This window comes from Tenacibaculum profundicola (genome assembly GCF_057220795.1).
The window spans coordinates 2,690,789-2,712,870 of record NZ_CM170137.1 but is presented as its reverse complement, the minus strand read 5'-3'; the positions used below and the strand labels follow the sequence as shown (position 1 = coordinate 2,712,870).

The window sequence follows — 22,082 nt, the reverse complement described above, 5'->3', positions numbered from 1 at the left end:
TGGAAATAAAATAAATGGAGCTCAGGTTGAAAATATATTGTTTTTATATCAAATGCTCCCCCCTATTCAATTATTAGCTTTTTTGAGGTTGATTTGTTTACTCTTACCACATAAACACCTGGTTTTAATTTTGGAATATTTAGCTGAACAGACGAATCATTGTTCTTCTTAAAAGCAGATAATGCTATATGTTTTTCAATCAAAACATTTCCATAATAATCTGATATTTGAATTTCAGCATCAGCATCTAATGTGTCAAATAGTAACGTAACGATATTTCCTTTAATTGGATTTGGCACTATTGTGAATTCGGGTTTTCTACTTGTGCTTGTACACGACCCTAAATTGGTCCAAAAACCATAACTTGGTGACCACCAAACTGTAATTTCAGCTTCAAAAATAAAGCCATTATAAGACACTCTATCGCCTGCTTGGTAGAAAACTCCTTCTCTATAAGCCGGAATGCCATTACAGCCATCCGAGTTTTGTTTTGTTGTAAAATTAAGAGTAGAAGAATATGGAGCTTTACTACCGGTTTTACAAGTATAACGAACCTTCACGTCATATGATGTGTTTGATGACAAGGAAGCTAGTGAATAACTAGTACCTAAAATATTTAATAACTTATAATTGCTGTCAGATGCTTTTTTGTACGCTAACTCGTATTCTTCAATATCTAAAACAGATAACCAAGAAATATCAGCACTGTTTGCAGTGGTGTTTGACACCACTAATTGATCAACAGCATCACAAATATCCGTGTTATCATCTAATGTAGTAAATGTGAGAACTTGCGAATAAGGCGATTCTAACACTTCCGTCGTTCTACTTGAAGAACAAGAACCTACATCTTTCCATAGATAGGAATGGGAATTCCCTGACGGTGGAATATTATACAGATTATCTGCAAGGCTTTCATATTTCCTTCCGTTGTATACAACCTTATCTCCAGCATTATAAATTGATGGATATGATTGATACGCAGGAACACCATCACAGCCAGTGTCATCATCATTTCCATCGCAACTGTATTTCATTCTAACTTGATAAGTAGTAGCCGGTAACAATTCTTCTAAATACATCGTAGATTCATTAGCCTCTACTATAAGATATGTGGAACTCGTTGCTTTCTTGTATTCAAAGACATATGAGGCTACATTAGCTATAAGATTCCATGAAATTACGGCTGAATTTTTTGTGATATTTGAAGCAAGCACCCCAGTAACTGCATTACAATTTGGTGGCTCTACATCACTTTTTGTTCTGAAAGAAACTATGGATGAATAGGGCGCTGAATTCCCTTCACAGGTATAGGTGATTCTTAGTTGGTAATTTGTGTCCGAATCAAGATTTGATAACGTACTTGACGAACCATTAACAGCAACCTGAGCATAATTATTTGACGTGTTTTTTTTATATTCAAGCCTATAGCTAGAAACCCCAGCTTTTGGTGTCCAATTAACCACCGTAGTTGTTTCTGTTATATTAGATACCAACACATTAGCAACAGCTAAACAGTCAGACGCACTACACGCAGTACCTGAATATTTTGCGCCAATACCTACCGCATACATTGCATCTGTAGCCGCAACTACCTCACATGAGTTAGCCCCATATAAATCGGTTGCCGCATTAATAACAGCGTTTCGTGCTGAAGAATAATTTGAACTCGAAGTTAAATACCGTGTTAAAGCTCGATAGGCAATTTGCCCAGCCTTTTCAATTCCAATACTTTTTACATTATAAGAACTCCCTGCATCATTACTACCTTGTTTTCCTTGAGACAAAATATAAAACCAGTGATTTAAAACCCCACTATTAGTGTGCACCCCTCCATTATCTCCGGATCCTGAATACCAATTTGTTCCTTTATAAGTGTCTGGTTGATTGTATTGCTTTGGGTTTGATAATGAACGCTGAAAAGAGATGTTTTCACCTAGCGTCCATACATTGGTATCAATTCTACCGAAAGCATGGTATTCGGCGTAGCAACCAAAAATGTCGCTGAAGCCCTCGTTCATCGCTCCTGACTCGTTTCTATAGACTAATCCCGCAGATGTTTGCGTTACTCCATGTGCAATTTCATGCCCCACAACATCAAGTGGTGTAAAAGGGGCTCCACTAGTTGCATTTCCAAAATAGGTCCAAGATCCAACCCAAAAAGCATTATTACTAGCACCTTGACCAGAACCGTTAACAAAAATATTTATTTTACCACCAGCGCCATTATATCCTGCTCTTCCAAAAACACCTTTGAACATGTCCCATGTTTGCTCTGCTCCCCAATAAGCAGCCATATAATATCCTTCATTACCAGCACTTCCAAAACCACTAGGTGTGCTACTCGAAATAACTGTTCCACCTGATGGAGGTGTGCTTCCAAAACCAATACTGTTTCCATTTAAATTAGTAATGGAAATATTTCTATTCCCAGTTTGTGTAGCTGTATATCTTCCTGATGATCCAGAAACTGTAATGTTCTTAGTTCCGTAAAACCCAGTTTGTGTTGAACCAGCAACCCATGCTTCATTCTTTTTTCCACTGCAATTGATTGCGTGTTTATCTGATTCTTTCTTCTCGCTTGGAAAAGCCGAGTGCTTTAAAACCTCAAAAAATATAGTGGCTCCATTTGCAGCATCAATATAAACTTTCTTTCTATCAAAAGGTTCTTCCGTATACAAATCAAATTTATATACTAACTTTAATTGGTTAACATTTAAACTATTTTCTATAGAAATATACACCAAATCAGCCTTGTTATGATTAGTAGTTGCCTTATACTGCTCTCTATTCCAAGCGAAAACTTTGCCCTTCATTTCACGTTTAGCAAAGGTTAGGGCTTGTTCTGGCGTGAGACTTGATTTTCTTAACAGACTTTCATCAGTTTTTGGTAAATTTTTAAAAATTTCACCATTTGCCGAAAAAATTTTATGCTCACGGGCATGCAATAAATAAAACGCATTTTCAATTGGTAATCCATATAGATACTGCTGTAATTTCAAATGTGTTATTCCTAGTTCATCTATTTCTGTTCCAACTTCTTTAAAAGTATATTCAGCAGGTATTTTATATGTTTTGCGCAAAAAATTTTGAGAATTATTAATGTTTGGTTGGTGCTGTTGTGCAATTTGAACATACCGGGGTGCTAGACCGTTCTCTCCTTTTTGAAGAATCGTAATATTACTTTGGGAATACGACATTCCGTTTATCATTGATAAAAAAACAATGATTAAAAATCTAGTTAGTTTTGTTTCCATTTTTAGAAAGGTTTTAAGTTAAAAACCGCTAAGAACAACAAAAACAAGATTTACATCAACAAAACACTGTCTACAAACACGATTAGAGACAGTTCAAAAAAAACAAGACCTTAAAAACATGCCGTCTTCTAACTACCTTTATTTGGAATGAGGTTTCATGTTTCGTTTATCGATACTCTCAATGTAATCTGCCGGAGAAACCCCTACAATATTTTTGAAATTCTTATAAAATGATGCACGAGAATTGTATCCAACTTCATGAGCTAAAGCCTCAATACTGTATTTTTTGTACATTTTCTTATCCACTAAGTTTTTAAACTCTTCTATTCTAAACTCATGTACAAACCGGTTAAAATTTATTTGTTTAATTTGGTTAATAGATTTTGAAATTAAACGGTCTGGTATTTTAACATGACTCGAGAGTACCGATAAATTTAAAGATGGGTTTAAATACAGTTTTTCTTCTAACATTAGACCTTCTATTTTTCTACAAACATTTACTAGCTCAATATCATTGCAAATTATGGGATCTTTAGTATGATCTATCACATTATTAATATTTATTTGAATTATACTTGCTATGGTTATGTAATATAAAGAAACTAAGAAAATTATTTCAGTAAACAACTGAAATTCCAGGTTATACAAGAATAAAAAACGCCCAAAAAAACCTAAAAAATTTAGGGTTATACAAACAAAACAAAAAACAGTTAGCCAATGTAAGGTTCTGTAATCTGTGTCTCTATAATATTTGGCAAGGTTTCTTTTATGAACAATGTTAACCTTAATGATTTTTATACAGAAAAAAGCTATGAATAACGTAGATAGAATCATATAGATATCCATTAAATTACTTTTAAAAAGCACTTCAGTAAAATTAGGGGTTATCCAAATAATACAGAATATCCCGGTAAAAAATATGATTTCAAATATGCCTAATATTAAATAACTGAGTTTATTCTTTATTTGTACCCCTGCTGTTTCTGTAGCGTAGAAAAACAGGAAAATTATGGTCAAAAAATTAAAGTCAAAAGGAAGAAAAAAAAAGAGGTTATTCACATATGATTTAAGCAATATTATTTTGATCATTGTTATAAAAAGAGTCAAAAAGAAATACCCTAAATATTTATTAACTTTCCCTTTTTTTGATCTGTAAAGAAATAATATAAGTGTTATCAGCAGTGTTTGAATACCACTAATGAAATAGTATGAATTTAACATGACATAAATCGCTTTGATATTTAATAGTTGATAATCAACAACCTAAGAAAGTTAACCTTTTTTAGTTTTACTTTCTTTAAAAAAGAAAAAACAAACAACTCCTTTAATTTTATACTAAAAATGAACAAAACTAGTATAACTCCCGATCGTTATTTTGTACATCAACTATCCGTCAAATAACCTATCATGCCCTTAATAAGTAAAAAAGATTTTACTATGTTTTTTGATTTCGCCGTTGGTACTACTTTACACAATATAAATAGTTCTTTTACTGTTATACCAAGCCTCATTCCATAATTCCAACGCATAAATCGTGTTTAAGGAGCGTGCTTCATCATTTATTGATGGTAAGTTGAATCTGAATATTACTCGTTATATTATAAAAATTAATACTTTAGAACATTATAAACCGCCTAAATATTCAACTAATGAAACAGCTAACAATTTCCCTATTACTCATATTGGTCATTACAGGTTGTAAAACTGATACCAACGAAAATTCAAAAGCCCAGCAAACCTTTACAAAGACAAAATTTGCCATTGTTATTCACGGAGGGGCTGGTACAATCTTAAAAGAAAATTTGACTCAGGAAACAGAAACATCTTATAAAGAAAAACTAGAAGAAGCTGTAAGGGCTGGATATGTTATATTAAAAAACGGAGGTACTAGTACTAAAGCTGTTGAGGCATCAATTCATGTTCTGGAAAACTCTCCACTCTTTAATGCTGGAAAAGGATCTGTTTTTACGAGCAATGAAACCAACGAAATGGATGCTTCGGTTATGGAAGGTAGAACCCTAAATGCTGGTGCCATCGCTGGTGTAACCACTATTAAAAACCCTATTTCTGCAGCTATTGAAGTCATGAACAATTCAGATCACGTTTTATTATCGGGTGTCGGGGCCGAAACTTTTGCCCAAGAAAAAGGCTTAACACTAATGGATCCAAGTTATTTTTATACAGAACGACGTTTTAAATCACTTCAATCTATTAAGAATAAAGAAAAAACTAGCTTTTATAATTCTGACATTAAAAACAGTAAGTTTGGTACCGTTGGCTGTGTTGCTTTAGATCAGCATGGGAATATTACGGCTGGAACCTCAACTGGAGGCATGACCAATAAGCGTTGGAATAGAATTGGTGACTCACCAATAATTGGCGCCGGCACGTATGCCAACAATAACACTTGTGGAGTTTCATCAACTGGTTGGGGCGAATATTTCATCAGAGGAGTAGTTGCTCATGATATTTCGGCTCAAATGGCATACAAAAAAGTTTCTTTGAAAGAAGCTGCTTATGATGTTATACAAAACAAACTCACAAAACTTGGTGGCACAGGCGGTATTATCGCTATTGATAAAAACGGCGCAATAGTTTTTGAGTTCAATACTGCAGGAATGTATAGAGCTTCCATGAATGATAAAGAAGAGCTCATTGTTAAGATCTATAAAAATTAATCGACCAATTATTAATTATCTTCAATTTATAATTAAGCACTATCCTTCTAGTTTGATTGATAGCTCAAACCATCTCTCTTCTTTTTGTTTTAAGCTATCAATGATATCTTGTAACTCCAAAGATATTTCATTTATCTCTTTGGGGTTTATCTCATTATTTGCAAACTGAAACTCTATCTTTTCCTTCTTTTTTTGTAGTTTTTCTATATCACCCTCTAACAGTCCATATTCTCTCTTTTCATTATAGCTCAACGTTCCTTTTTTAGGTGCTTTTTCTTGTTTTACAGCCACTTTTTTGTTCTCTTTTTGCTGGGCAGGCTGTGAGCTTTCATAAGCTCTAAAATCGGAGTAATTTCCGGGGAAATTTTCAATTAGTCCATCACCTCTGAACACAAATAATGAATCTACTATTTTATCCATAAAATAGCGGTCGTGCGATACCACGATTAGATTTCCTGGGTAGTCTAATAAAAAGTTCTCAAAGACGTTTAAGGTTACCACATCTAAATCGTTTGTAGGTTCGTCAAGAATTAAGAAGTTAGGGTTTTGTATTAATACTGCACATAAGTACAAGCGTTTTTGTTCTCCTCCTGATAATTTTTCAACAAAATCATATTGCTTTTTTCTGTCAAATAAAAATCGTTCTAACAGTTGTCCTGCAGAAATTTTTCTTCCTTTTGTTAATGGAATATACTCGCCAAATTCTTTTATGACCTCAATTACTTTTTGCCCTTCTTTTATTTGAATTCCTTTTTGTGTATAATATCCAAATTTTACCGTTTCCCCAACGACTACCTTACCCCCATCTAAGGGTTCTTTTTGGGTTAGAATGTTAAGAAAAGATGATTTTCCTGATCCGTTTTTACCAATAACACCTATGCGTTCACCTTTTTTAAAAACATACTCAAAGCCGTCTAATATAACCTTGTCGTCAAACGATTTTTTCAATTTGTGAAGTTCTACTATTTTACTTCCCAACCGCTCTACATTAATTTCTAGTTGTACTTGGTGTTCTTGTCTTCGTTGGTGAGCCTTTTGCTTTATTTCAAAAAAATCATCAATCCTAGACTTTGATTTTGTGGTTCGTGCTTTGGGCTGGCGACGCATCCAGTCCAATTCCTTTTTAAATAGGCTTTTTGCTTTTCCTAAATTCGTGGCTTCTAAGGCCTGTCTTTCTTCTTTATTTTGTAGGTAATAAGAATAGTTTCCTTTATACTTATATAACCTTCCGTTTTCTAATTCTAAAATTTCATTACATACTCGTTCAAGAAAATAGCGATCGTGTGTCACCATAAACAAGGTTATCTTTTCCTTTGCAAAAAAGGCTTCTAACCATTCTATCATTTCCAAATCTAAATGGTTTGTTGGTTCATCTAGAATTAATAGATCGGGTTTACTTATTAATATTATCGCTAGACCTAAGCGTTTTTTTTGACCCCCAGAAAGTGTTGCTACCTTTTGTTGTAAGTTATGTAATTTTAGTTTGGATAATATTTGTTTGTATTGTGTTTCAAAATCCCAAGCATTATGCTGTTCCATTTGTTCGAAAGCTTTTTGATATACTTCTTCATCATCAGGATTTTTTAAGGCTTCTTCGTATTGTTGAATTATTGGCAATATTTTATTTTCTGTAGAGAAAATAGTTTCTTCAATTGTCAACTCTTCATTAAGCTTCATGTCTTGTGCTAAATAAGCTGTATGAATTCCTTTTCTGCTAATTATTTGACCTGTATCTGGTGTATCAAAACCGGCCATAATATTTAAAATTGAAGTTTTACCACTTCCGTTTTTTGCTACAAAAGCAATTTTTTGATCTTTGTTTACTCCAAAAGAAATGTCTTGAAACAAGACTTTTTCTCCATATGATTTTGATATGTTCTCTACCGATAAATAATTCATTCAGCAAAAATAATTAAAAAACCCTGAGCAAAAGCTCAGGGCATACATTAGTTAATAAGAAAGAAGGGTTTTTAAGTTATCTCTTAACTAATTTTGTTGTTATTGCTTTTTGTCCATCGTTTACTTCTAGTAAATAAACTCCAGTTTTTAAATCTGCTATATTAACGGTATTGTTTACAGTTTCACCTGATAACACAACCTGACCGATAGTATTTGTTATTTTATATTGAACGTTTTCATTGTTACCAAATCTTACCACTACATTCGTAACGGCAGGGTTAGGATACACTGTTAAGCTATTTTCCGTGTCATTACTAAATGGTTCAGCAAATGCATTATTAAATGCTGTTGCCCCTGCTGCGCTGGAAGAAGAACTAACAACGTTCACGGTGTAGTCTTCTACTTCTCCATCGTTAAATGTTTCACATGGCGTTGAAGCTGCATTGTATTTCATAGAAACACGCATTCTTGTTTGTCCAATTAATGCATTTAAAGGAACATCAACTGTTGCTGTTAAATTATTAGCACTTGATGAAGATCCGCTTACTACTTTTTCGTTTGTGTCAAATGTACCATTTTGGTCAAAATCAATCCAAACAGACCAATATTCAGTATACGAACTACCGCTAAACCCAGCACTTACAATCATCTCATTAGAACTTCCTTGTGATACTGTTGCGATCTTTGAAGTAAAATCTTTATATCCACCATTATCACCAGTTGCGTTTTGCATTCCACCTAATTCTACATTATCAATCCATTCATAAGTCGAACGGTTTCCTTGCGAACTACAGTAAGAAACTACATTGCTTAAAGTAGTTACGTTTAATATATTACTAGATGAAGATACGTTTCCTGCATCATCTTTTGCTTTTATCGAGAAAGTATAGGCTGTATTTGCAGTTAATCCAGTAATATTGGTAGTAGTTCCTGTTACACTTCCTATGTTACTAGCTCCTTGATATATATCATATTCCGTTACACCAACATTATCTGTTGAAGCTGTCCATGCCAACGTCAATGTTGTTTGCGCAATGTTAGACGCATTTAGGTTACTAGGTGCTGTAGGCGCTTGTGTATCAGCAACAGTCGCTATAATATTTACAGTATAGTCTTCAACTTCTCCATAAGCAAAAGACGCTTCACATGCCGTTGGAGTTGCATTATACTTCATTACAACTCTCATTCTTGTTTCTCCTTCTACAGCAGAAGAAGGTATTGTGAATGTACCACTTACAGGGGTTGTTTTAGATCTTGACTTGGTCCAAACGGTTTCACCTGCGTCTGAAAAATCGCCATCTTTATTATAGTCGATCCAAACACCATAACCTTCATTGTACGTGCTACCAGTCCATCTTGGAGTAATAGTAATTGTATTCGATGTTCCTTTCTCTAAGCTCGTTGAAATAGACGTGAAATCAGAATACCCATTTCCTCCTGTTGATGTATTATCAATACTTCCTAGTCTCACTCTTTGAATATATTCATCGGCAACACTATTTCCTTTAGAGGTACAATATGTTATCGACTCTTCCAGTGTTGTTACATTTATTACATTACTCATAGCAGATACATTACCGGCGGCATCTTTTGCCTTTATAGAAAAACTATATGTTGTATTTGCTACTAAACTTGTTATATTCGAAGTAGTTCCTGTAACACTTCCAATTTTATTGTTATTTAAGTATATATCATAACCCGTAACCCCTACATTATCAGTCGCTGCTGTCCAGTTAAGAGTTAAAGTTGTTTGTGCGATGTTAGATGCCGACAAATTTGTAGGAGCCGATGGAGCTTCTATGTCTTCAACCGCATTACTCGTAAAACTTCCAGTAAACACACCTCTTCCGTAGGTAGATGCAATGATTTTATTTGTAACATGATCTCCACTCACATTCCAATAATCGAAAGACGTTACACTAACATCACTCATTCCATTATACGCTTGAGTCCAATTAGGGTTTGTATCATCGAAGTTTGATGTTGACCATACCCCTAACTGTGTTGCTATAATTGCTTCAGTTCTATCTAATGGGTTTTGTAACAAGTCTCTTACTGGTATATTTGGTAAGTTTCCTTCTTTACTAACCCAGTTTGCTCCACCATCAGATGTTGCCCATACATTTGTTACTCCATAATTATGAATTGTTACAAAAATATCATTCGCTGTTTCTCCAAATCTAATAGAAGAAGTTGACCCTACAAAAGGTGTTGTTATACTTGACCATGTTGCGCTACTATTGGTAACATTTGTTAGTTTTACTAATTTTCCATTAGATAACCCAACATACCATGTATTATTTGCAAAAGGAGAATCTTTAAAGGCTGTTGGACTTGCGTCTAGTAATACATTTGTAATGTTTCCTTTTGTGTTTGACGCTACATTTACACTTTTTATTGAATATCCAGTATCTGTTGAAGCATTTGATAATAACCGATTTGCCTGACTATCATATCCCATCGGGTTTACAAAATCTCCAGTATTGCTTTCATTTACTAAAGTAGTAGAACCTCCGTCCATTCTGCTTAAACCATTCCAAGGTAAGTTAAATCGATAAATCACGTTATTTACATAGGTAGCAATCATATAATCGCCATCTTTGTCAATAAACGTATAGAAACCATCACCTCCAGATACTTCTGACGAACTATTTACTCCTGCAACAGCATTTCTAAAACCTTGTGTTCCGTTATCTTGTGCACCAGCACTAAAAATACCATCTGTGTCTCCCGATCCGTCCGGTCCTATTCCTGCCTTTACAAACTGTGTTACATTGTAGCCTTTATTTCTCGCATTGATACTAGTACCTGAATTTGCTGAATAATAAACACCTCCATCATTACCAAATAACATCTTTGAAGCATCATTATTACCAAATGCAATAGAGTGTTGATCGGCATGAACAACAGAAACATTAAGGTTTGCCAAGTTATTATTATTAGACCATTTAGATCGTTGTGTCCAAGATGAAGCCCCGTCGGTAGACTTAAACAAATCAATACCTCCAACATACAACGTCTCATCATCTGATGGATCAGCTTCAATTACTAAATCATAAAACGCCTGACCACGACAAAAATCGTTACTAGGAATGCTTAAATCTGCATCGTTTGGTAATGACATTTCACTCACTGTAGCAAAACCATTTGTTGTTTTAAAAATATGCACAGGAGCTCCAGATGTTGTTCCTTGCGTTAAGGCATAAATTTTATTTTTATCTGTTTCTGACGTTTCTAATTCAACTCTATTCGAATTTGTTAGAGGTGACGCAGCAGCAGCAGACCATGTAGATGCATTTGTAGAACTGTATACTCTTCCTCCACCTTCTCCAAGTGCAGACTCAATAGTTCCCATCCATATTTTGTTATCAGCTCCTACTTCTAAATCATTTGGTATGTAATAATAATCCTTTGCTCCAAATGTATACTTCATGTTAGTTGACTCTATTCTACTCCAAGTAGTTCCATTGTCTGTAGAGTGATACAAACCAGCAGATTGCAACCCTAACCAATTTCTCGGGCTTGAAGAATCTCCATAAACATGAGCACCTACTGCTACCAATAATTCTGTTGACGCTCCATTGTCCCAAGCTAAAATATCATTCACAAAGTGTACTCCTGACAAGAAGACGTTACTTTCGTTATAATTTATAACTGCATCTCCAGCAGCTGGGATAGAAATTGCAGTCCATTTTGTTCCTCCATTTGTAGTAACATAAACCCCATTACCAACTACATCTCCAGCCGTATATTGCTCTCCTGTACCTACATACCACTTATTTGAGTCTCTTGGATCAACAGTTAACGAGGTTACCGATAAATTCCCAGGAACATCTTCAACACGTTCCCATTCTGAGTTTACATTGGAAATATTTGTGTTTTTCCATAAGCCTCCACTTACTCCACCGGCATATACGGTATTATTTGAAGAATCATTTGGATCAAACAGAATCACTCTAGTTCGACCTCCAACATTATTTGGTCCTCTCTCTTCCCATTCATTATCAACTTCTCCTGGGTTTTTTTGATGTGAATTTGACCCCTTAGAAGTTCTGCTCTTTAATAAATCTTCTCTTAATTTTACTAAGCTTCCGTCTTCCATTTCCCCAGTAGCAGGGTTCATGGTAAGAAGTTCCATTTGGTCATAATACCTATTTGGTGGTAAGCCTTTAAGTTTTCTTTCCTTTTTTCCCCATTTTAATGATTCATTCAAGGGGCTTTCTTTTACAAAAGTAGTATGTTTTTTTCGTTGTTCTGCTAATTCATCAGAAACACTTTGTTTCTTCCAATAACTAGAACCAACAATAGATATGGCTGCCACTGACAAACCACTGATTAGAATTTTAAATTTGTTATTCATATTATAGTAGGATGTTTAGAAATACAGTAAAGCTTAAACCTTCACTGTACCGTTAATAAATAAATTCTCAGTATTCTCTTTTTAACAATTTTTGTTATAAACTATTTGTTCGATATCCTTGTTACAAGTCATACTCGAGCATATAATTCAAAAATTATTTCTAGATGATTGATAAGTTGATCTATTTGGTACGGAAACCACGAGCTGGTTTATGTCAATATTTGCGTGCGTGTTGGCTACCAAAACATTAATTATCAAACTTGATGATGCTATTATGCATTCAGTTTGATGCCATTCATTGATTATTGTATGATCCGCTGCAGAAAAACTGTTGTTTCTAGCTGCCCAATCATATTTTTGAAGTACGGTATTTACTTGGCTTTCATTACCTATGGCTGTGATTCTTCGCTGTGTTGCTTGGTATACCCTTACTGAAGTCTCAGTATGCAGGTGATTGGTTTTTCTTGGTTTTACCAAATTAAGCCTCAAAGTTCCGAAATCGAAAGGCTTTATAGTAATCACCCTTTGTGGTTCTATAAAACTTATGATTTTAGCAGAAGGCTTCGTTTTACTTTTAAATTCTTTTGTTAATTGTAACGTGTTTTGTGTCTGTTTTGAAGCATTTTTTTTAAGGTTATGCTTCATAACTTGAAGTTTCTCTAAACGATAGTCGCTAGGAATTTTTTCAACCTCTAGCCTCGGTTGTGCTTGCACTAGCGTTTGGATATTTAATCCAATTAATACACTCGTCACTACAAGACTTTTAAAGTACTTGTGTTTCATTTATAGAAGGGTTTTAATTAATCTTGTTTTTAACTTATTACTATTTATTTACTACTAAAGCTCATAAATTGTTAATATTTTCGTCAAAACAGTGCCAAATATACATTATTTTTTTTAACAAAAAAATAACACTTAAAAATCGCTTTTAAAAAAACCTATTAAGATTACTAAAAAACCCCGAGTATTACTCGGGGTTTAATCAATTTCATTTTTTTTATTTTATTCCTTTTTTACTTCTTAACAAGCTTAGTTGTTAATAATTTTTGACCATCATTAACCTCTAAAATATATACTCCAGATTTCAAATTAGACACGTTTAAATTTGGTGTTAACTTACCAGATTCTACAACACTTCCAATTACATTGAAAATTTTATATGCTGCTTTTTCATGTCTAGCTGCTACTTTCACCTGAATCACATCTTTAGCTGGATTCGGATATACTAATAAGTCTGATATACTTTCATTTGTCAACATTTCCGCGTTGGCCATCATATTAGCTGTCGTATTAAAACTAGCTACGCTTGAAGAGACAACATTAACCGTATAATCTTCAACTTCTCCATATGAAAATGTTTCACATGCTGTTTGCGAAGCATTCCACTTCATTGATACACGCATTCTAGTTTGCCCTAATAAAGCACCACTAGGTACATCTACTGTAATCGACAAATTACTTGAACTAGTTGAAGATCCAGAGCTTACTTTCTCACTACTATCAAAAGTTCCGTTTTGGTTAAAGTCAATCCAAACAGCCCAATATTCGTTATACGCAGTACTTCTAAATCCTGCGCTAACATACATTTGATTTGAACTTCCCTGAGCAACTGTGGCTACTTTCGAAGTAAAATCTCCATAACCTCCATTTTTCCCAGTGCTGTTTGTCATTCCACCAAGTGATACATAGTCTATCCATTCATACGAATAGTTATTCCCCTTTGATGCACAGTAACTAACTACATTTCCTAAAGTTGTTACGCTTAACTGATTGCTTGACGACGACACATTACCTGCCGCATCATTTGCTCTTACAGAGAACGTATAAGAAGTATTCGCTGTTAATCCTGTTACATTGAAGCTAGTTCCTGTTACTGATCCTATATTGCTTGAACCTTGATATACATCATAACCAGTTACCCCCACATTATCTGTTGAAGCTGACCAATTTAAAGATAATGTTGTTTGAGTAACACCTGAAGCAGCAAGACTACTTGGCGCTGTTGGCGCTTGTGTATCTGGCTGAGATCCTCCAATTACTACTGTATAATCTTCTACTTCTCCATAAGAAAATGAAGCCTCACATGCTGTTGGCGTTGCATTATACTTCAATACCACACGCATTCTAGTTGCTCCTTCCGTTGCCGACGATGGTACTGTAAATGTTCCACTAACAGGAGTATCCTTTGATGCTGATTTTGTCCAAACAGTTTCTCCTGAATCTGAAAAATCGCCATCGTTATTATAATCGATAAACACGCCATAGCCTTCATTATAAATAGTTCCTGTCCATAATGGAGTAATGGTAATGGTATGCGAAGTTGATTTTTCTAAATTAGTAGACACTGAAGTATGGTCTGAATACCCATTTCCTCCTCCTGATGAATTATCTATACTTCCTAGTTGTACACGTTGAATATATTCATCTGCTACACTATTTCCTTTAGATGTACAGTAATTAAGCGGTGGTGTACCTGTAGTTGACACATTTATACTCGAAGATGCTCCGCTACCTCCTGAAGAACAGTTCGCAGTAACAACACACGCATAACTTGCACCTGCTGTTAAACCTGATACTACTTTAGATGTTCCACTTACAGTTGATGTTGCACCATTCACTGTAACTTCATAAGAAGCCGCTCCAGAAACTGCTGACCACGTTAATGTAAATCCGTTATCATTAATACTAGAACCTGCAAAATTAGAAGGTGCTGCCAAAGCACATGGTTGAGAAAATGCATCACCAACTCCTACTGCATGCCAAGCGTTTGTTACTGAAATTACTTCACTACTGTTCGAACCATATAAATCAGTTGCTGCAGTAATAGATCCAGCTCTTGCATCAGCATAAGTAGAGTTTGACGACAGATAATTTACTTCCGTACGGTATGCAATTTTAGCTGACTTAGTCATTCCTATAGAAGAAACGTTATATGAATCATTATTGTCATTTGTTCCTGATCCACCAGTTGTTAATATGTAAAACCAGAAATTTAAAACTCCTGAATTTGTATGCACTCCACAGTAATCGTTAGATTGCGTTGGTGTTCCACAATTTGGTTCTTGCCAATAAGTTCCTCCGTAAGTATCTGGTTGACTTCTAGCATTTGGATCACTCATAGAACGCAATGCTACTGAACCTGATCTTCTATCAATTTCATCACCAATTAACCATACTGAAGCATCTGGTGCTGCATCATTTCCATTTCCTTTTGCAAAGTGCTCAACTGCAGCTCCCCAAATATCAGAAAAACCTTCGTTTAGACCTCCTGATTCTCTTTGGTATGCTAAATCAGCTGTACTAGAACAAACCGCATGTCCAATTTCATGAGCTGCTACATCAATAGATGTTAATGCGTCAAAATACCCATTTCCTTCGTTTCCATTAGAAGAACCATCTCCATAGGTCATTACACTACCATTCCAAAATGCATTGTCATAGGCATTGCCGTAATGTACATAACTGTTTATTGCAGCTCCTGATCCGTTGTAGCTATTTCTGTTATGCTCTGCTTGAAAATAATCATACGTCATTTCAGCTCCCCAATGCGCGTCTAAAGCCGCGTTGTCTTTTGCTGAATTGTCAAATTCCGCTGCTGTCCAATTATTATCTGCATCGGTAAAATTTGTTGTTGGGTAACTACTTTGACCACCACTATTGTATGTGTTAACTCCATTACCTCTAGTATTGTCTCTTAATGCATAACTATTACCAATTACTCTGGTAGTTATTGTTCTAGTTCCACTATATCTAGTCGCTGCATTACCAGTAGCTAAAGGAGCGCTAGGTATCGCTATCTTTTTATCAATTATATCTTCAATTGTTATTAAATTCTTTGAAGAATGTGCATGTTCATCTAAATGCTTAATGATTGCATTAAAAAAGAGTGCTTCTCCTGTATGAGCATCAATATATAAATACCCTCTGCTTAATGGCTTCGTAGCGTATATATCAAATTTATAGGCCAATTTTGCCTCTTTTTTACCGATAACGCTTGCTGGAAGAATTAATAATTCACCCTCCGGTTTCTTATAGTCACCTAAGCTTTTAGCTTCTTTTGGGTTATCCCATAAATAAGCTTCAGCTCCTGTATGCGATATTGCTCGTTGAAATGCCGCGTTCTTAGTTAATTTAGGAACGATGTTCACTGCTTTAACATCGTATAACTCACCATTCATACTTTTTAACGTACCATTTTTGGCATGCGCTGTGTATGTAGCAAATTCTACTTTAAGTCCTTTAAATTTTTGTTGGTACTTTTCATGTGTAAAACCTAAGTCATCTACTTTAGATTTAACTTTTAACAAGTTATCATTAGATGATAATTTAAGTTTTTGTTTAATTAAAGCCGGAGCTTCCTGTAAAGAAATTTTTGAGGTTTTTTCAAATGTAATGTGCCTTAACTTATCCGTGTCTTGTGCATTTATTGTAAATGCTCCAGACAATAAAAAAGCTGACAACAATACATTTTTAATGTACTTGTCTTTCATTTTAGAAGGGTTTTTAAGTTTGTTTATATTAATCAAATACCACAATTTTAACAAAAAAATTATATTTTTTATAAAAAAATTGTTAAAATGCCCCCAAATATATATTTATTTTTTTGATGAAAAAAATAAAACCTAACATTAATTAAAAGCAACTTATTGATTCTCAACAAGCATAGGGGCTAGCAAGATATAGACACTAGTTATTCATTGTCAAAATAAGTTTTAAACATACAGTTTATGACTTTTATAGAGCTATACCATTTACAAAATAATATAAATACGGTGTTTTATCAACCATAAAAAAATCCCTGAGAAGTTCTCAGGGATTTTTAGCTGATTTTAAACTATACTTATTTCTTTATAAGTTTAGTTGTTAACGACTTTTGACCATCATTAACCTCCAAAATATATACTCCTGATTTTAAATTGGATACATCTAAATAAGATTGTAGTTTTCCTGATTTCAGAACACTACCAATAACGTTAACTATTTTATACGTTGCTCCTTGGGTTCTTGATAGTAATTCCACTTTAACAAAAGATGACACTGGGTTAGGATAGGTCATTAAATCGGAACGAGCCTCATTTGTCAACATTTCTAAACCTGCGATCCCAGCTGATTTCGTTCTGCTAGAAACTATGTTAACTGTATAATCTTCTACTTCCCCATATGAGAATGTTTCACAAGCTGTTTGTGCTGCTCTCCATTTCATTGACACACGCATTCTAGTTTGACCTGCTACAGCATTTGATGGAACCGTTACATCTGAACTAAGGTTGTTTGCGCTTGATGAAGAACCATTAGAAACTTTCTCACTATCTGAAAATGTACCATCTCTATTAAAATCAATCCACACTGCCCAATATTCAGTATATGAACTACTTCTAAATCCAGCACTTACCACCAACTGGCTTGTGCTTCCTATAGTTACTGTTGCTACATTGTTTGTGTAATCTTCATATCCTCCGTCATTTCCAGAACTGTTCGTCATCCCACCAAAAGACACGTAATCTATCCATTCATAACTTGAATTATTACCTTGTGAAGGGCAATACACAAGTACATTATCTAAGGTTGTTACATTCACAACATTACTCGAAGATGAAATATTCCCTGCCGCGTCTTTGGCGTTTACTGAAAATGTGTAGGCCGTGTTAGCAGTTAGGCCAGTAATACTAGCAGTTGTATTTGTTGTTGTAGCTATTTTGACAGCACCACGATACACATCATACCCTGTTACACCAACATTATCTGTTGAAGCTGACCAGTTTAATGATAAGGTAGTTTGAGTAACATTAGAAGCTGTTAAGTTTGATGGTGCTGTTGGTGCTTGAGTATCTGCTTGACCTGCTCCAATTACTACTGTATAATCTTCAGTTTCTCCGTAACTATAAGAACCACAAGAGCTAGGTATTGCATTATATCTTAAAACCACACGCATTCTTGTTGCTCCTTCAGCAGCTGAAGATGGCACCGTAAATGACCCACTAACTGGAGTATCCTTTGATGCTGATTTCGTCCAAACAGTTTCTCCTGAATCTTCAAAATCTCCATCTTTATTATAGTCAATAAATACACCATAGCCTTCATTATAAATAGTTCCTGTCCATAATGGCGTAATGGTAATAGTGTTTGAAACTTCTTTTTCAAGATTTGTTGAAATATCAGTGTGATCAGTATACCCATTTCCAGGTCCTGAAGTATTATTTATACTCCCTAACTGAACTCTTTGTATATATTCATCAGCAACGCTATTTCCTTGTGAATCACAATAATTAACTGGCTGATTTCCTGTGGTTGTTACATTGATACTAGAAGCTGCTCCACTACCACCATCAGCACAATTTGCAACTACAACGCAGCTATATTGCGAGCCCGCTGTTAATCCAGTTATCACTTCTTGAGTACCAGGCACGGTAGTTGACGTACCATTTACAGTAACCGTATACGAAACTGCATTTGATACTGCTGACCACGTTAATGTAAATCCGTTATCATTAATACTAGAACCTGCAAAATTAGAAGGTGCTGCCAATTCACAAGAGACTCCGCCTCCTGTTTTATCCGATAACGCTAAGCTACGTCTAGATCCTCCAGACTCTAAAACTGCTCGCATTCTGGTTTTTTGTCCTTGTGTATATAAATTCATACAAGTGTCGTCTGAGTAGTCCATATAATTTTCAACCATATCTTCAGACCCACAAGATGTGTGTCCGGTTGAACAACCAAAATTGGAAGCATCAGATTCCGGTGTGTCAGACACGAAATCATCAACACCACATCCGCCGTCACCCCAAATGTGACGTAAGTTTAAAAAATGTCCTACTTCGTGAGTAGTGGTTCTTCCTTTATCAAAAGGAGATGATAAGTAAAATCCTGAGCCCTTGTCAGAACTACCGAAATACTGAGGTCCCATTACAACACCGTCAGTACTAGCGCTTCCTCCAGGGAACTGGGCGTATCCTAAGATACCACCTCCGATATTACATACCCACATGTTTAGATACTCTGCCGTATCCCATGGGTCAACTCCTCCTTGAGAAGATTTTTTCATTGCATCGTTTGTGCCCCAAGAAGATTTCGTAGAAGATTTTCTTGTAATTCCATCTGTTGGGTTTCCATTTGGATCAACTTGTGCCAAATAGAATTCTATTTCAGTATCCGCTGCCTGTGACCACTTACTTGTTTGATCAGTATTGGTTCTTCTGAAATCTTCATTTAAAACATCTAACTGAGATTGTATTTGAGCTTCACTTATATTTTCTTGTGAGTTACTGTATATAACGTGAACTACTACTGGGATTTGAATTACATTTCCTACAATTTTCCCCTGGAGATTATTCATTTGTTTTACTCTATTTTGAGTAAACTCTTCAATTTCAAGCATTCTTTTTTGTAAAAGAGGATCTTGAGATTGTCGATATTCAAGATTGTTCATTGTATGGCAATTCCGTTGTTGTTGCGCAAAGGTCGCGAGAGTAACAAATACGCACATCAGTGCGAAAATAATTTTTCGTTTCATTTTTAGAAGGGTTATAGTTAAAAAAATTAAATTTTATGTCGATTTTTGTTAAATCTATCCAAATATATTAAAAAAATTAAACAAGCACTAATAAAATACAGACAAACAATATGTTATATAAACGAAATAGTTTCGGTATAACGTGTATTATCGATAGCTAGAGTAATAAACCTCCTCGAGGATTATGCCTTTTCCTGGATAAAGTTATACTACCATTTTCCTTGCAATCATGCTTTTGTTTTATACCGATTGGAATTTGAAGTTACCTATTGATTTCTTTTCACTCATTAAAAGGTTTCAAATAACCGTTGGCATGATACCATGAAATTAATAAAGAAAATTCAGTATTAAAAAGTATCAGCTATAGAACTCCCTTTCCTATAAGCAATTGCAATGGGTAAATTAACATCAGCATTGTATTACTCGTTAAATTAAAACCAGTTAGCCCTCATTATCTACCTCCGATTACTTTGTTTTTGCCATATTAAACATTGTTGTTTTTAACTGTTATTTGCTATGGTTAAATACAGGCTATGTATTAAAAATCAATGATGTTCAGAAAAATCTTCAAGTCCAAAGACTTCTATACTTCTGTATATATTTTAAATTTATTTTGAAGCTATACTTCAATCAAAAAAAGGGCTGTTATTATGGCTATTTCAAAACCTAAATATATAATTCAGCTTAAAAAGATTATTTTTACAAAAAAATGCATATGTTACATGTTCATAATTTATCCATTTGTTTTCAAAACAAGGTTGTTGTAAATACTATTTCTTTTTCTATCCGAAAAAATCAAATTTTAGGCATCGTTGGTGAAAGTGGAAGCGGAAAATCTATTTGCTCTTTAGCCATTATGGGGTTGTTACCCCAAAATGCTGATGTTAGCGGTGAAATTATTTATGATAAAGACAACTTGTTAGCTTGTAATCAAAAAGAACTGCAAAAAATTAGAGGAAAAGAAATAGCTATGATTTTCCAAGAGCCTATGAGCTCACTCAATCCAACGTTAACCTGCGGTTTTCAAGTATCAGAGGTTTTACAACAACATACTTTTCTTTCTTTAAAAGAAAGAAAAGAAGAGACCCTTGAATTATTTAAAAAGGTAAAACTTCCTCGACCTGAGCAACTATACAATGCGTATCCTCATGAAATTAGTGGCGGACAAAAACAGCGAGTTATGATTGCCATGGCATTAGCTTGTAATCCGAAAATTCTGATAGCTGATGAGCCAACGACAGCACTTGATGTAACCGTTCAAAAAGAGATTATCTCACTCTTAAAAGAGCTTCAACACAAAAATAATATGAGTATCATTTTTATTTCTCATGACTTAACCCTTGTTTCAGAAATTGCAGACGAAGTTGTTGTTATGTACAAAGGACGTATTATTGAAAAAGGAGATGCTAGCGCTGTTTTTTTGCACCCAAAAGAAAATTACACAAAAGCTTTAATTAATTCAAAACCAACGGTAAAAAAACGACTAAAAGTTTTACCTACGGTTAGTGATTTTATAAACAATACGGTTAACAACACCTTATATACAGACGAAGAGCGACAGGCTTTTCATCAAAAAATCTATAAAACTCCCCCTTTATTAGAGGTTATAGATTTAAAAAAAGAGTTTATTACCCATACTTCTTGGTTTTCAAAAAACAAAAAAATAACCGCAGTTAATAATGTTTCTTTCAAAATATACGAAGGTGAAACGCTGGGTCTAGTAGGAGAGAGTGGCTGTGGTAAAACGACCCTTGGTCGTGCTATTTTACAATTAGAGAAAGTAACTTCTGGTAAAATACTGTACAAAGGAACAGAAATCACGAATATTTCTAAGGCTGCATTAAAAAATTTAAGAAAAGAGATTCAAATTATATTCCAAGATCCTTTTTCTTCATTAAACCCAAGAATTTCAATAGGAAAAGCTATTATTGAACCGATGAAAGTTCACGGCATTTTGAGTTCTAACAAAGAGCGCAAAGAATACGTTTTAACATTGCTTGAAAAAGTAGGTTTAGCACCAGAGCATTTTTATCGTTATCCGCATGAGTTTTCTGGTGGACAGCGTCAAAGAATAGGAATTGCCAGAACTATTGCATTACAACCTAAGCTCATTATTTGTGATGAATCTGTTTCTGCACTCGATGTTTCAGTTCAAGCACAGGTTCTAAATTTGCTAAACCAATTAAAATCAGAATTTAACTTCACTTATTTATTCATTTCTCATGATTTATCGGTAGTAAAGTATATGGCTGATCAATTGATCGTAATGAACAAGGGGGCAATTGAAGAAATCAACGATGCTGATACTATTTATAATTCGCCAAAAGCTACATATACAAAAACATTAATTAACGCAATACCTAAAGGAATTTGAC

At 34.6% G+C, this 22,082-nt stretch carries 9 protein-coding genes; 2 read left to right on the top strand and 7 right to left on the bottom strand.

Annotated features, from left to right (window positions below; all coding sequences use genetic code 11):
* Window positions 1–62: 62 nt before the first annotated feature.
* Window positions 63–3,257: a M4 family metallopeptidase gene (locus AC2TDS_RS11615; RefSeq protein ID WP_484735754.1), complete on the bottom strand. Its 3,195-nt coding sequence runs from the start codon at window positions 3,255–3,257 to the stop codon at window positions 63–65.
* 138 nt (window positions 3,258–3,395) lie between these two features.
* The gene (locus AC2TDS_RS11610) at window positions 3,396–3,806 is read right to left on the bottom strand and encodes a helix-turn-helix domain-containing protein (protein WP_484735753.1); all 411 of its coding nucleotides are present in this window, start codon (window positions 3,804–3,806) and stop codon (window positions 3,396–3,398) included.
* 1,100 nt (window positions 3,807–4,906) lie between these two features.
* Here AC2TDS_RS11610 and AC2TDS_RS11605 point away from each other — a divergent pair.
* Window positions 4,907–5,935, top strand: a complete 1,029-nt coding sequence (locus tag AC2TDS_RS11605) for an isoaspartyl peptidase/L-asparaginase family protein (RefSeq protein WP_484735752.1) — start codon at window positions 4,907–4,909, stop codon at window positions 5,933–5,935.
* A gap of 39 nt (window positions 5,936–5,974) precedes the next feature.
* On the opposite strand, the gene AC2TDS_RS11600 is transcribed toward AC2TDS_RS11605, so the two are convergent.
* From AC2TDS_RS11600 to AC2TDS_RS11580, 5 genes are all read right to left on the bottom strand, one after another.
* The gene (locus tag AC2TDS_RS11600) at window positions 5,975–7,834 is read right to left on the bottom strand and encodes an ABC-F family ATP-binding cassette domain-containing protein (RefSeq protein ID WP_484735751.1); all 1,860 of its coding nucleotides are present in this window, start codon (window positions 7,832–7,834) and stop codon (window positions 5,975–5,977) included.
* Window positions 7,835–7,910: 76 nt separating this feature from the next.
* Window positions 7,911–12,194: a GEVED domain-containing protein gene (locus AC2TDS_RS11595; protein WP_484735750.1), complete on the bottom strand. Its 4,284-nt coding sequence runs from the start codon at window positions 12,192–12,194 to the stop codon at window positions 7,911–7,913.
* 147 nt (window positions 12,195–12,341) lie between these two features.
* Window positions 12,342–12,977: a hypothetical protein gene (locus AC2TDS_RS11590; RefSeq protein ID WP_484735749.1), complete on the bottom strand. Its 636-nt coding sequence runs from the start codon at window positions 12,975–12,977 to the stop codon at window positions 12,342–12,344.
* A gap of 230 nt (window positions 12,978–13,207) precedes the next feature.
* Window positions 13,208–16,684 (bottom strand): M4 family metallopeptidase, encoded by a 3,477-nt coding sequence (locus AC2TDS_RS11585; RefSeq protein WP_484735748.1) that lies wholly within the window; start codon window positions 16,682–16,684, stop codon window positions 13,208–13,210.
* Between the two features lie 350 nt (window positions 16,685–17,034).
* Entirely contained in the window at window positions 17,035–19,623 is a 2,589-nt protein-coding gene (locus AC2TDS_RS11580; protein ID WP_484735747.1) for a GEVED domain-containing protein, read from the bottom strand.
* 799 nt (window positions 19,624–20,422) lie between these two features.
* On the opposite strand from AC2TDS_RS11580, the gene AC2TDS_RS11575 reads away from it, so the two are divergent.
* Window positions 20,423–22,081 carry an ABC transporter ATP-binding protein gene (locus AC2TDS_RS11575; protein WP_484735746.1) on the top strand — a complete coding sequence of 553 codons (1,659 nt, stop codon included), beginning with the start codon at window positions 20,423–20,425 and terminating at the stop codon, window positions 22,079–22,081.
* Window position 22,082: the final 1 nt, after the last annotated feature.

Excerpts from the sequence above, each read along its gene's own strand:
- AC2TDS_RS11615 (WP_484735754.1), bottom strand. The coding sequence starts at position 3,257 with ATGGAAACAAAACTAACTAGATTTTTAATCATTGTTTTTTTATCAATG.
- AC2TDS_RS11605 (WP_484735752.1), top strand. The coding sequence starts at position 4,907 with ATGAAACAGCTAACAATTTCCCTATTACTCATATTGGTCATTACAGGT.
- AC2TDS_RS11600 (WP_484735751.1), bottom strand. The coding sequence starts at position 7,834 with ATGAATTATTTATCGGTAGAGAACATATCAAAATCATATGGAGAAAAA.
- AC2TDS_RS11595 (WP_484735750.1), bottom strand. The coding sequence starts at position 12,194 with ATGAATAACAAATTTAAAATTCTAATCAGTGGTTTGTCAGTGGCAGCC.
- AC2TDS_RS11590 (WP_484735749.1), bottom strand. The coding sequence starts at position 12,977 with ATGAAACACAAGTACTTTAAAAGTCTTGTAGTGACGAGTGTATTAATT.
- AC2TDS_RS11585 (WP_484735748.1), bottom strand. The coding sequence starts at position 16,684 with ATGAAAGACAAGTACATTAAAAATGTATTGTTGTCAGCTTTTTTATTG.
- AC2TDS_RS11580 (WP_484735747.1), bottom strand. The coding sequence starts at position 19,623 with ATGAACAATCTTGAATATCGACAATCTCAAGATCCTCTTTTACAAAAA.
- AC2TDS_RS11575 (WP_484735746.1), top strand. The coding sequence starts at position 20,423 with ATGTTACATGTTCATAATTTATCCATTTGTTTTCAAAACAAGGTTGTT.